Origin of the sequence: Helicobacter bilis ATCC 51630 (genome assembly GCF_000686565.1) — a bacterium.
Classification (GTDB): Bacteria; Campylobacterota; Campylobacteria; order Campylobacterales; family Helicobacteraceae; genus Helicobacter_A; species Helicobacter_A bilis.
In genome coordinates this window covers 1-12,031 of sequence record NZ_JMKW01000060.1, presented here as the reverse complement: position 1 = coordinate 12,031, position 12,031 = coordinate 1, and the positions used below count along the sequence as shown (strand labels likewise).

General features: G+C 38.7%; 7 protein-coding genes, 2 tRNA genes and 3 rRNA genes. 9 read left to right on the top strand and 3 right to left on the bottom strand.

Annotation, left to right across the window (positions count from 1 at the left end; translation table 11 throughout):
* Positions 1-846 precede the first annotated feature (846 nt).
* The 6 genes from T368_RS0109775 to T368_RS0109750 all read left to right on the top strand — a co-directional run bounded on the left by T368_RS0109775 (position 847) and on the right by T368_RS0109750 (position 8,169).
* A 16S ribosomal RNA gene (locus T368_RS0109775) occupies positions 847-2,524 on the top strand.
* A 244-nt stretch (positions 2,525-2,768) separates the two neighbouring features.
* Positions 2,769-2,845 (top strand) — tRNA-Ile (locus T368_RS0109770).
* Between the two features lie 91 nt (positions 2,846-2,936).
* Positions 2,937-3,012 (top strand) — tRNA-Ala (locus T368_RS0109765).
* Between the two features lie 575 nt (positions 3,013-3,587).
* A 23S ribosomal RNA gene (locus T368_RS0109760) occupies positions 3,588-6,633 on the top strand.
* A gap of 671 nt (positions 6,634-7,304) precedes the next feature.
* A 5S ribosomal RNA gene (gene rrf, locus T368_RS0109755) occupies positions 7,305-7,420 on the top strand.
* The 16S, 23S and 5S rRNA genes sit together here with 2 tRNA genes alongside, the layout of an rRNA operon.
* Before the next feature lie 134 nt (positions 7,421-7,554).
* Positions 7,555-8,169: a LysE/ArgO family amino acid transporter gene (locus T368_RS0109750; protein WP_004087433.1), complete on the top strand. Its 615-nt coding sequence runs from the start codon at positions 7,555-7,557 to the stop codon at positions 8,167-8,169.
* A gap of 58 nt (positions 8,170-8,227) precedes the next feature.
* Here T368_RS0109750 and ftsY read toward each other — a convergent pair whose 3' ends face one another.
* The 3 genes from ftsY to T368_RS0109735 all read right to left on the bottom strand — a co-directional run bounded on the left by ftsY (position 8,228) and on the right by T368_RS0109735 (position 10,472).
* Complete coding sequence (ftsY, locus tag T368_RS0109745) at positions 8,228-9,100, bottom strand: signal recognition particle-docking protein FtsY (protein WP_004087439.1); 873 nt, start codon at positions 9,098-9,100, stop codon at positions 8,228-8,230.
* Between the two features lie 22 nt (positions 9,101-9,122).
* Positions 9,123-9,863, bottom strand: coding sequence for a hypothetical protein (locus T368_RS0109740; RefSeq protein ID WP_004087441.1), 741 nt, complete (start codon positions 9,861-9,863; stop codon positions 9,123-9,125).
* 87 nt (positions 9,864-9,950) lie between these two features.
* Positions 9,951-10,472: a hypothetical protein gene (locus tag T368_RS0109735; RefSeq protein WP_004087443.1), complete on the bottom strand. Its 522-nt coding sequence runs from the start codon at positions 10,470-10,472 to the stop codon at positions 9,951-9,953.
* A 110-nt stretch (positions 10,473-10,582) separates the two neighbouring features.
* On the opposite strand from T368_RS0109735, the gene luxS reads away from it, so the two are divergent.
* The 3 genes from luxS to T368_RS13895 form a co-directional block, all read left to right on the top strand.
* Complete coding sequence (gene luxS / locus T368_RS0109730) at positions 10,583-11,080, top strand: S-ribosylhomocysteine lyase (RefSeq protein WP_004087445.1); 498 nt, start codon at positions 10,583-10,585, stop codon at positions 11,078-11,080.
* Between the two features lie 30 nt (positions 11,081-11,110).
* Positions 11,111-11,596 carry a preQ(1) synthase gene (gene queF, locus T368_RS0109725; protein ID WP_004087447.1) on the top strand — a complete coding sequence of 162 codons (486 nt, stop codon included), beginning with the start codon at positions 11,111-11,113 and terminating at the stop codon, positions 11,594-11,596.
* 165 nt (positions 11,597-11,761) lie between these two features.
* A partial coding sequence (locus T368_RS13895; protein WP_034595227.1) for a hypothetical protein occupies positions 11,762-12,031 on the top strand: 270 nt, incomplete at its 3' end.

Genomic DNA, 12,031 nt, shown 5'->3' with positions numbered 1-12,031 from the left:
TGTCGTTGCTATCACCCATATTTATACAATGTAATTTTAATTTACATGATAGTCATTAGAATTGCCTTAAAAAATCCCCCCTAAAAAACAAACTCTAAAAAAAATCAAAAACTTTTTTAAATTTAAGCTTTATTTAAGCTTTGTTAGCATATAATTCTGTTTCTCAAGTTTGCAGAAAGCAAATTAAAGATTTACAAGATGTAAATATACCGAATATTATAGCATTTTTTCATTAAAATCAGTAATATTTTTATCAAACTCTTTTTGTCCTTTTAGATTTTAGAGTTTTTATATTTTGTTTCACTTTTTTGTGTTTTTGTTAATACTTGCGTTATTTGACTTTGGAAATTTTGATATTTTTAAAGCAATGATCTTTGACAACTAAGCAAGATTTGATTGTGATATTGTAGCTAGATTGTTTAAAGTTAATATCTTAGTTTTGTAAAATTATTATGAAATTTGAATATTGCTTTTTGCTATGTCTTAAATGCTTCAATTTTATTTTAACAACCAAGTCTTTAAATTGTTAATCTATACAACTCGACTATAACTGATTTATTATGTTTTGCTTTAGTCTTTGTAAGAGAGTAGGGCAGGGCATAGTAAGTTTTAGTCTTTGTGAAACATTTTAGAGATTAGGACAAATTCTTTAAATAATAATCTTTAATGTTATGGCATTTTGTATGTAACTTATGTTAAATATGAAATGTTGTTTGATATTGAGATTATTTGTGAAGATTCTAACTGATATATTTTAAGCTATATGTTTATTGTGTATTTTGTTGGGTTTTCATTATTATGGAGAGTTTGCTACTATTGATTTGATAGATACAAACTTCCATGATTCTTATGGAGAGTTTGATCCTGGCTCAGAGTGAACGCTGGCGGCGTGCCTAATACATGCAAGTCGAACGATGAAGCTTCTAGCTTGCTAGAAGTGGATTAGTGGCGCACGGGTGAGTAATGCATAGGTTATGTGCCCTTTAGTCTGGGATAGCCACTGGAAACGGTGATTAATACTGGATACTCCCTACGGGGGAAAGGGGCTTTCAATAAAGAATTTCTCTTTTTAGTGCTTTGTGTTGTTGGCACAAAATTCTAGTATTTGGAATGAGAAATTGATGTTGTGAAGCAATTTGTGCGGAGACTAGACTTAGTGTCTGTCGCACAAGCAAATTGCGAACTCATCGATTTATCGTCCAAAGACGAATTTTTTATTGAAAGCCTTCGCTAAAGGATCAGCCTATGTCCTATCAGCTTGTTGGTGAGGTAATGGCTCACCAAGGCTATGACGGGTATCCGGCCTGAGAGGGTGATCGGACACACTGGAACTGAGACACGGTCCAGACTCCTACGGGAGGCAGCAGTAGGGAATATTGCTCAATGGGGGAAACCCTGAAGCAGCAACGCCGCGTGGAGGATGAAGGTTTTAGGATTGTAAACTCCTTTTGTAAGAGAAGATTATGACGGTATCTTACGAATAAGCACCGGCTAACTCCGTGCCAGCAGCCGCGGTAATACGGAGGGTGCAAGCGTTACTCGGAATCACTGGGCGTAAAGAGCGCGTAGGCGGGAGAGTAAGTCAGATGTGAAATCCTGTAGCTTAACTACAGAACTGCATTTGAAACTACTTTTCTAGAGTATGGGAGAGGTAGGTGGAATTCTTGGTGTAGGGGTAAAATCCGTAGAGATCAAGAGGAATACTCATTGCGAAGGCGACCTGCTGGAACATTACTGACGCTGATGCGCGAAAGCGTGGGGAGCAAACAGGATTAGATACCCTGGTAGTCCACGCCCTAAACGATGAATGCTAGTTGTTGCCCTGCTTGTCAGGGCAGTAATGCAGCTAACGCATTAAGCATTCCGCCTGGGGAGTACGGTCGCAAGATTAAAACTCAAAGGAATAGACGGGGACCCGCACAAGCGGTGGAGCATGTGGTTTAATTCGAAGATACGCGAAGAACCTTACCTAGGCTTGACATTGATAGAATCCGCTAGAGATAGTGGAGTGCTGGCTTGCCAGAGCTTGAAAACAGGTGCTGCACGGCTGTCGTCAGCTCGTGTCGTGAGATGTTGGGTTAAGTCCCGCAACGAGCGCAACCCTCGTCCTTAGTTGCTAGCAGTTCGGCTGAGCACTCTAAGGAGACTGCCTTCGTAAGGAGGAGGAAGGTGAGGACGACGTCAAGTCATCATGGCCCTTACGCCTAGGGCTACACACGTGCTACAATGGGACATACAAAAAGATGCAATACCGCGAGGTGGAGCAAATCTCTAAAATGTCTCTCAGTTCGGATTGTAGTCTGCAACTCGACTACATAAAGCTGGAATCGCTAGTAATCGTGAATCAGCAATGTCACGGTGAATACGTTCCCGGGTCTTGTACTCACCGCCCGTCACACCATGGGAGTTGTATTCGCCTTAAGTCGGGATACTAAATTGGTTACCGCCCACGGCGGATGCAGCGACTGGGGTGAAGTCGTAACAAGGTAACCGTAGGTGAACCTGCGGTTGGATCACCTCCTTTCTAGAGATATGTTAAGATATTTGTTTATCTTAATCATTATGAAGTTGTTTAGATATAGTTGCTATATAGTCTATAAATTATGTCTTTTTATAGTTGTATGCTATGTGGTAGTGATAGTTTGGCTATGATATTGCATCTTGCTTAGTTTTCAGAGATTATTTGCGTATTTTATAAATATTAAATATTGAAATCGAATTTATGTCATATTTTGCTATTGCTTTTAACTAGCTTTCTCTTTAGTAAAGGGCTTATAGCTCAGGTGGTTAGAGCGCACCCCTGATAAGGGTGAGGTCGGAGGTTCAAGTCCTCCTAAGCCCACCATAAATTGTTCTTTTTAATGCTTTGTAGAGTGTTAGAAAATAACTAAAGTTGAATATGGAAACTAGATTCTAGTTTTACTATCATCGTTAGGGGGGAATTAGCTCAGCTGGGAGAGCGCCTGCTTTGCACGCAGGAGGTCAGCGGTTCGATCCCGCTATTCTCCACCATTTTGAGAATAGTCTCTAGGTATGCTATATAAATGAGTAATGCAATAATATGATTTAAAAGAGAGTATATAAGTTTATTATAAATAATATAAAAAATGATTTGATATGTTGAATACACATAGCATAGGTTTTAATTATATGAAGCTTGTAGATATGTGTGAGAGATATATGAAGTCTAATGCAAGGTTTTAGTCCTTCTTTATCTGAAGAAAGCTTTGCATTAGACTTTAGTCTAAATGTTATTTGAAATTTTATTGTTAATAGCCTAAATAGTAATTAACTACAATTACGCGACATACTTGTCTTATTGAGGTAGGGTTTATTGAAGCTATACAATGTAATGTGTTAGAGCTTGTGAGAGTAGATTCTATGAAGAATAGAATCTAGGCTAGGGTTTGTTCTAATGTAAAGCAAAGTATGGGTTGTGGAATTATCTTTAGGCAGTTTCGTGGGTTGTGCAGATAAATGTGCGGAGACTAACCTGAAGGTTGTCCACAAATATCTAGCAAACTCCCGCGAAACTGACAAAGAGAAACCACAAGAATCTTGCATTCAATAAGGCAGTATCCTTAGAAGTAAAAGCTTTTAAGGGCAGATGGTGGATGCCTTGGGTGATAGAGGCGATGAAGGACGTACTAAGCTGCGATAAGCTATGGGGAGCTGCTAAGAAGCTTTGATCCATAGATTTCCGAATGGGGCAACCCAGCTAGTAGAGATACTAGTTATGTAGGCAACAGAGAGTAGAGATTGACAAATGGCGAAATATTTTAGATGAGAAATTAATGTTGTGAAGCAATTTGTGCGGAGACTAGACTTAGTGTCTGTCGCACAAACAAATTGTGAACTCATTAATTTATCGCCAAAAGATAAGCCAAGTTTCTATTGTCTGTTGCCTACAGGCGAACCTAGCGAAGTGAAACATCTCAGTAGCTAGAGGAAAAGAAATCAAACGAGATTCTCCTAGTAGCGGCGAGCGAACGGGGAAAAGGGCAAACCAGTAGCTTGCTACTGGGGTTGAGGACTGCAATATCCACTTGAATAATGTAGCAGAAGTGTTTGGAAAAACACATCATAGAGGGTGATAGTCCCGTATGCGAAATATTATTCATAGGTAGCAGGATCCAGAGTAGGCCAGGACACGTGAAATCCGGGCTGAAGCCGGGGAGACCACTCTCCAACCCTAAATACTACTATCACACCGATAGCGAACAAGTACCGTGAGGGAAAGGTGAAAAGAACCGCAGTGAGCGGAGTGAAATAGAACCTGAAACCATCTGCCTACAATCATTCGGAGCCCTATGATTTATCAGGGTGACGGACTGCCTTTTGCATAATGATCCTGCGAGTTGTGGTATCTGGCAAGGTTAAGCACACGCGAAGCCGTAGCGAAAGCGAGTCTGAAAGGGCGTTTAGTCAGATGCTGCAGACCCGAAGCCAAGTGATCTATCCATGGCCAAGTTGAAGCGAGTGTAATAGCTCGTGGAGGACTGAACTCGTACCCATTGAAACGGGTTGGGATGAGCTGTGGATAGGGGTGAAAGGCCAAACAAACTTGGTGATAGCTGGTTCTCTTCGAAATATATTTAGGTATAGCCTCAAGTGATAGTAATAGGGGGTAGAGCTCTGATTGGGCTAGGGCTGCTCACCGCGGTACCAACCCCTGTCAAACTGCAAATACCTATTACCGTATCTTGGGAGTCAGGCGGTGGGTGATAAAATCAATCGTCAAAAGGGGAACAACCCAGACTACCAACTAAGGTCCCAAAGTTCTATTCTAAGTGGAAAATGATGTGAAGTTACTCAGACAACCAGGAGGTTGGCTTAGAAGCAGCCATCCTTTAAAGAAAGCGTAACAGCTCACTGGTCTAGTGATTTTGCGCAGAAAATATAACGGGGCTAAGATAGACACCGAAGTTGTAGATTGTGCTGATGCACAGTGGTAGAAGAGCGTTCGTATCAGCGTTGAAGGCATACCGGTAAGGAGTGCTGGAGCGATGCGAAGTGAGCATGCAGGAATGAGTAGCGATAAAAGTGGTGAGAATCCACTTCGCCGAAAGTCTAAGGTTTCCTACGCGATGCTCGTCATCGTAGGGTTAGTCGGGTCCTAAGACAAGTCAGAAATGGGTAGTCGATGGAAAATGGGTTAATATTCCCATACCAACATTAGTGTGCGATGGGGGGACGCATAGGGCTAAGTAGCGTTAGCTGATGGAAGTGCTAATTTAAAAGCGTAGATTGAGAGATAGGTAAATCCGCTCTTGTATTCGAAACTTGAATAGCTTGTTGCGATCTTCGGATCAAGATGAGTGCTACTGACGCCGTCGTGCCAAGAAAAGCCTCTAAGTTTAGCTAATGTTGCCCGTACCGCAAACCGACACAGGTAGATGAGATGAGTATTCTAAGGCGCGTGAAAGAACTCTGGTTAAGGAACTCTGCAAACTAGCACCGTAAGTTCGCGATAAGGTGTGCCTAAGCAATTAGGTCTCAGCAAAGAGTCCCTCCCGACTGTTTACCAAAAACACAGCACTTTGCAAACTCGTAAGAGGAAGTATAAGGTGTGACGCCTGCCCGGTGCTCGAAGGTTAAGAGGATTCGTTAGCAGCAATGCGAAGCGTTGAATTGAAGCCCGAGTAAACGGCGGCCGTAACTATAACGGTCCTAAGGTAGCGAAATTCCTTGTCGGTTAAATACCGACCTGCATGAATGGCGTAACGAGATGGGAGCTGTCTCAACCAGGGATTCAGTGAAATTGTAGTGGAGGTGAAAATTCCTCCTACCCGCGGCAAGACGGAGAGACCCCGTGGACCTTTACTGCAGCTTGGCACTGCCGATGGGAGCATTATGCGCAGGATAGGTGGGAGGCTTTGAAGTCTTCACTCTGGTGGAGATGGAGCCATCGTTGAGATACCACCCTTAATGTTTCTGTCTGCTAACTAGCTTGAGTTATCCTCAAGTAGGACAATGCCTGGTGGGTAGTTTGACTGGGGCGGTCGCCTCCTAAAAAGTAACGGAGGCTTGCAAAGGTTGGCTCATTGCGGTTGGAAATCGCAAGAAGAGTGTAATGGCATAAGCCAGCCTGACTGTAAGACAAACAAGTCAAGCAGAGACGAAAGTCGGTCATAGTGATCCGGTGATTCTGTGTGGAAGGGTCATCGCTCAAAGGATAAAAGGTACCCCGGGGATAACAGGCTGATCTCCCCCAAGAGCTCACATCGACGGGGAGGTTTGGCACCTCGATGTCGGCTCATCGCATCCTGGGGCTGGAGCAGGTCCCAAGGGTATGGCTGTTCGCCATTTAAAGCGGTACGCGAGCTGGGTTCAGAACGTCGTGAGACAGTTCGGTCCCTATCTGCCGTGGGCGTAGGAAAGTTGAGGAGAGCTGTCCCTAGTACGAGAGGACCGGGATGGACACGCCACTGGTGTAAGAGTTGTTCTGCCAAGAGCATCGCTCTGTAGCTACGCGTGGATGTGATAACCGCTGAAAGCATCTAAGCGGGAAGCCAACTCCAAGATTAACTTTCCCTGAAGGTCGCAGCAAGACTAGCTGCTTGATAGGGTAGGTGTGTAAGCATAGTAATATGTTCAGCTGACTACTACTAATAGACCGTTTGGCTTTTTATATAAGGATTACTGCCTTATTGAGTGCAAGATTCTAAAGGCTTATTGTTTAAGTTTAATTATTCAAGTTTATATGCGAGTTTATATATAGGTATAGATTTAGAATAAGAAGCTTAGATATAGAATCTGCTTTGATAAGAGAGAAGTGTAATTGAGAAGCGTAATTGAATAGTGAGTTACTAAATACAAAAGAATAACATTGAGGCTTTATGTATTGTATAGATTCTTAGTCGTTGTGGTAGCATATGTTTTTATGCTAATGTAATGATATTAGAAAATGCAGTAGTGTAAGCAGTGTAAAATCACTTGTATGGCTATTAACACCATTTACCCTATAAGGAAAATGGAAATAAGGACAAAAGAAAAGTTTCTTTAAGAGTTTTAAGCTATGTAGAAAATGCTTTTAAATGCTTGGTTGTAGAATCTTAGTCAGTGTGGGTTGAGATTCTAGCTTGAGCGTTTAGTTTAGTATTCATCTCTTTTTTGTTTGTTTCTATGAAGTTTGACTTTGATTGAGCTTAATTTAAAGATAGGTTTAAGGCAGATTCAAATATAAGAACAAACATAGCATAGATAGAGCTTGGAGCTTGTGTAAGTTTTTAGGGCTATCAAGCTTTACTTTTTTAAATTGTAGAGCTTTAGCTTATTGGTTGATTTGTCTTTATTTCCCTTTTCCTTGTGTCTATAGAGAGAAGGCAACACCCAGCTCCATTCCGAACCTGGCAGTTAAGCTTCTCTTCGCCGATGATACTGCACCTTTCAGGTGTGGGAATGTAGGTCGATGCAGGGATAGGGAAATTTTAAATTCTTCTTATAATTATTTTTTTTAGCTACTTTTTTATTTTCTTTTTTTGGATTTTTTTGTTGTTATGTTTGCCTTTCAATGTATTTGTAATAAAATGATAGAATTAATAGGGTAGGTTTATGGGGATTTTCCTAAAAGGTTTTCTTTTATCTCTTTCGCTTATTGTTGCTATTGGGGCACAAAACGCTTTTATTATTAAGCAGGGCATAACTCGTAACTATGTTTTTGTGGTGAGTGGAATCTGCTTTATCTGCGATGTGATTCTAATGGGACTTGGGATTTTTGGGGTAGGGGAGTTTTTAGCGAAAAATAAAGTTTTAAACTTGCTTATCGCATCTGCTGGGATTTTATTTGTTGTGTATTATGGCTTTATTTCTTTAAAATCCGCATTTTTTCAAGATTACACTTTACAACTCTCAACCTCTAATCCCCTATCACTTAAAAAGACGATATTATTAGCCTTAGCGGTTACACTTTTAAACCCTCATGTATATTTAGACACGGTGTTTGTGATAGGTGCTAGCGCATTAACTTTTAGCTTTGAAGAGAAAATTATATTTGCATATGGTGGGCTTAGCGCATCATTTTTATGGTTTTTTGGTTTGGGATATGGTGCTTTGAAGTTAAGCAAAGTGCTTATTAAAATAGCCAAAATCATAGATATTTTTGTGGCAATTATAATGTTTGTGATAGCTTTTTCACTTATTCGTTATATCTTTAGCTTCTTTTCTTAATTAAATGTTATGTTACATTAACACGATGTTTTAACCATAAAAGTAAAAAGCATAGAATCTACTTCTCAAAAATAGAATCTAAAAGTCCATTGATAAAATCTTTTTCTTCAAATGCAATGAGTTCATCAGCCTTTTCACCAACACCCAAAAATAGAATGGGCAGTTTAAACTCATGAATAATGCTTAAAATCGCACCGCCCTTGCTTGTGCCATCCATTTTTGTGATGATAATGCCATCAAGTCCTAAGGCTTCATGGAAGATTCTGGCTTGTTCTATACTTGAGCTGCCTTGTGTGCCATCTAGCACTAAAATCTTATGAAAAGGCTTGTTTTCCAAAGCCTTGCTGCATGTTTTTGAGATTTTTATAAGCTCATTTTTAAGATTTGTTTGATTGGGTAGTCGCCCCGCTGTATCAATAATAGCATAATCCATATTCCGTGCTTTTGCGGCATTAATCGTATCAAATGCAAGCGCACTAGGATCATGAGCGTGTTTTGTGGTAACAATCTCTACGCCGATTTTCTCACTCCATAACTGCAACTGCTCGATGGCTGCCGCACGAAATGTATCCCCTGCACCAAGTATTACCTTCTTGTTATTATCCTTAAATCTTTTTGCAAGTTTTGCGATTGTCGTGGTTTTCCCCGCACCATTTACACCGAACACAAGATAGACGATAGGACTTTCTTCTATCTCTTGGAATCTAATCTTATCATAATAGCTTTCCCCGCGAAAAAATCTCTCAATAGCAACACGCAAGGCGTCTCTACTGACATTTTCATCGAGATTATCTAGCATTTTTTCAATGATTTCGTAGTTAATATCTGATTCTATTAGAATCTCTTCTAGCATACTTTTTTCTATCTTTTGTTGTTTTTGTCCCAAAAATCGTGCTATATTTTCTGAAGTTTTCTTAAAAAATGAAAACATGTTTATTCCTTGTCTTTTAGAGCTATTTAGATTGTAGAGATTCTGTGCTGCTTGGAGCGCTTTGACTTAGTGTATTATTTGGTGTCTTTTCTGTCGTGTTAGAATCTAGCTTGTTAGAATCTATTTTATTGTCTTGTGTTAAAAGATCTGTTATCATTTGTTCAAATATCTCTTCTAGCACCGCCCCCTCAATGCTTTGTATGATATTATTGTGAGTGTCTTGTAGTATAAATAATGGTGCTTGATAGTCTCTAATCTCAATATTTAATGTGCGTTTTAGAGAATCTAGAAATAAATCAAGCTTATTATTTGTATCCACAAGATTCACTAAATTTTGACTAAGCGTAATTGGAAAATCTCTGTAACTATTAGCATGTATTGCCTGCTTGCTTAAAATAAATACCTGCAAATTTTTTGAACGATGCAATAAATTGTTAATATGGATAAAAGTTGGCATACACATACTGCAGTCTTTTGGGAAAAAAGCAAATAATTTAACTGCATTGCTAGATAGCATGCTTTGCTTATTTGTCGTGTTTGTAATATGTAGCTGTATTTTGTTATTGACATGTTGCAATGAAATCTTTGCAGTTGTGTTGTTGCTTATATTTGTGAAATCATAAGATTCTGTTTTGCTATCACTTGTCTTATTATCATCAGTATCACTGCAACCAAACAAAGCTATAAGTAAGCCAAAGCATAAAGCAAAAAGATATGTGCTAGATGATTTTGCATATAGTAAATTATGTGTAAATTCTCGCATATTTCCTCATTGATAGGTTTTAGATTCTAAAAATTAATGTGAATTATAGCTAAAATAGGCATTTAGCTATAATTATGGAGTGAGTCCTTAGGGCATATCTTTAAAAAGATTCTTTAACGCTATCAAAACATTTTCTTCTACTAAGTCATTTATGTCTTTTTCTGTAATCTCTGATTTACTGCCTAAGTCAGCAATTTGCGAGGATTTTAGATTAAGCTTTGCATTTTGTGTGCTTGTAAGTGTTGTCAAGCCGCCTTGGTCTGTTGGGATAAGCATAATTGCATGTATAGTAATATCAAAGCTATTGTCGTGCTTGTCCTGTATAAAACCACTTTCTGTCTGCAATGTCTTTTTTGCTTCTAGCTTGATGCGCAAGTTTGCATTGCTATCACTAGATTTTTTAAAGCAACTTTTTGTTAAAGCCTTTTTTGCAGTTTTTTCGATCGCTTCTGCCATATCACCCTCTACTTCAAAAGTAGCACTAGCAAAAGTTTTAAAGACTTCGCATTGTGCGATATTCTTTTGTTCTGCTTCGGCTTTTTTGGCGCAACCACTATTAAGCATGATGACTGCTAATGCAATACCTAAGATTTTTATTTTAAAAGACATTGTATTCTCCTTGCAAGTTTTTGACTAAACTAAATAGATTCTATAAAGCGGATATTCTACAATAATTTGCTATAATATGCGTTAATTTTTTATATTTTTAAGGAGCATTTATGCCATTACTTGATAGTTTTAAAGTCGATCATACAATTATGCCTGCCCCAGCTGTCCGTCTTGCAAAAAGCATGGAAACACCAAAAGGCGATAAGATTTCTGTATATGATTTGCGTTTTTGTAAGCCGAATATAGAGATATTAGATGAAAAAGGTATTCATACGCTAGAGCATTTATTTGCAGGTTTTATGCGAGATCATCTCAATGGCAAAAATACAGAAATCATTGATATTTCTCCTATGGGTTGTAGGACTGGATTCTATATGAGCGTGATTGGCACACCCAGCGAATATGAGGTAAAAGAGGCGTGGGAAGCAAGTATGCGTGATATTTTGCGTTTAACAAGTGAGGAGCAGATCCCAGAATTAAACATCTATCAATGCGGCACAGCAAAAATGCACTCTCTTCATAACGCACAAAAGATAGCACAAGACATGCTTGATAAGGGCATTGGCGTAATGGATACGCAAAAACTTTTATTGAAAGAATTTTGTTAGTGTAATGTGGAATCTAAACTAGGAAAAAGTATGGCAAAGCAAAAACAATATGATTTAAAGCAATTAGGCAAAGAGACGATATATACTTTCAGCTATGATCCAAATGTCTTAGAATCTGTGCCAAACCCACATCCACAAAGGGATTATTTTATTAAGTTTAACTGCCCAGAATTCACTTCACTCTGCCCCATCACAGGACAGCCGGACTTTGCTACTCTATACATTAGCTATATAGCCGACAAACTTATTGTAGAATCAAAATCGCTTAAATTATATCTATTTAGCTTCCGCAATCATGGCGGTTTCCATGAAGATTGTGTAAATACAATCGCAGATGATTTAATCAATCTTTTATCGCCTAGATATCTTGAAGTTTGGGGTAAATTTACACCAAGGGGTGGATTAAGCATAGATCCTTATGTAAATTATGGGAAAGAAAAAAGTGTGTATGCAAAAATGGCAAAAAAGCGTTTATGGTTGCATGATTTATATCCCGAAACAATTACAAATCGCTAGATTTTATGCTAAATGACATTTATATGTGTGGATAACAAGGCTAAGATTGCATGATTTACACATTGAGATTTTTGTGTGTATGTTTGCAGGCTTGATATTATGTTAATCTATGCTATAATACCCCACACTTCACAAAAAACCACAAATTAACACAAAAGGATACACATGGGATTACGAAAACTTATAAGAAAAACTTCTTGGTATAAAAACTATCAAGCAAAGAAAGAATCAAAAATGAGTGATGAAGAATACTTCATATACAGACATAAAAAAATCTTTGGCTATATACCAGACTTTAAAAATCCACAAACCTTTAATGAAAAAATCATTCATAGAATCTTATTTGATAGGAATCCAATATATACAGCCCTAGCAGATAAACTCAAAGCTAGAATCTATATAGCAACAATATTAAAAGACTTTAATGCTAACAAT

Excerpts from the sequence above, each read along its gene's own strand:
- queF (WP_004087447.1), top strand. The coding sequence starts at position 11,111 with ATGGCAAAGCAAAAACAATATGATTTAAAGCAATTAGGCAAAGAGACG.
- T368_RS0109735 (WP_004087443.1), bottom strand. The coding sequence starts at position 10,472 with ATGTCTTTTAAAATAAAAATCTTAGGTATTGCATTAGCAGTCATCATG.
- T368_RS0109750 (WP_004087433.1), top strand. The coding sequence starts at position 7,555 with ATGGGGATTTTCCTAAAAGGTTTTCTTTTATCTCTTTCGCTTATTGTT.
- luxS (WP_004087445.1), top strand. The coding sequence starts at position 10,583 with ATGCCATTACTTGATAGTTTTAAAGTCGATCATACAATTATGCCTGCC.
- T368_RS0109740 (WP_004087441.1), bottom strand. The coding sequence starts at position 9,863 with ATGCGAGAATTTACACATAATTTACTATATGCAAAATCATCTAGCACA.
- ftsY (WP_004087439.1), bottom strand. The coding sequence starts at position 9,100 with ATGTTTTCATTTTTTAAGAAAACTTCAGAAAATATAGCACGATTTTTG.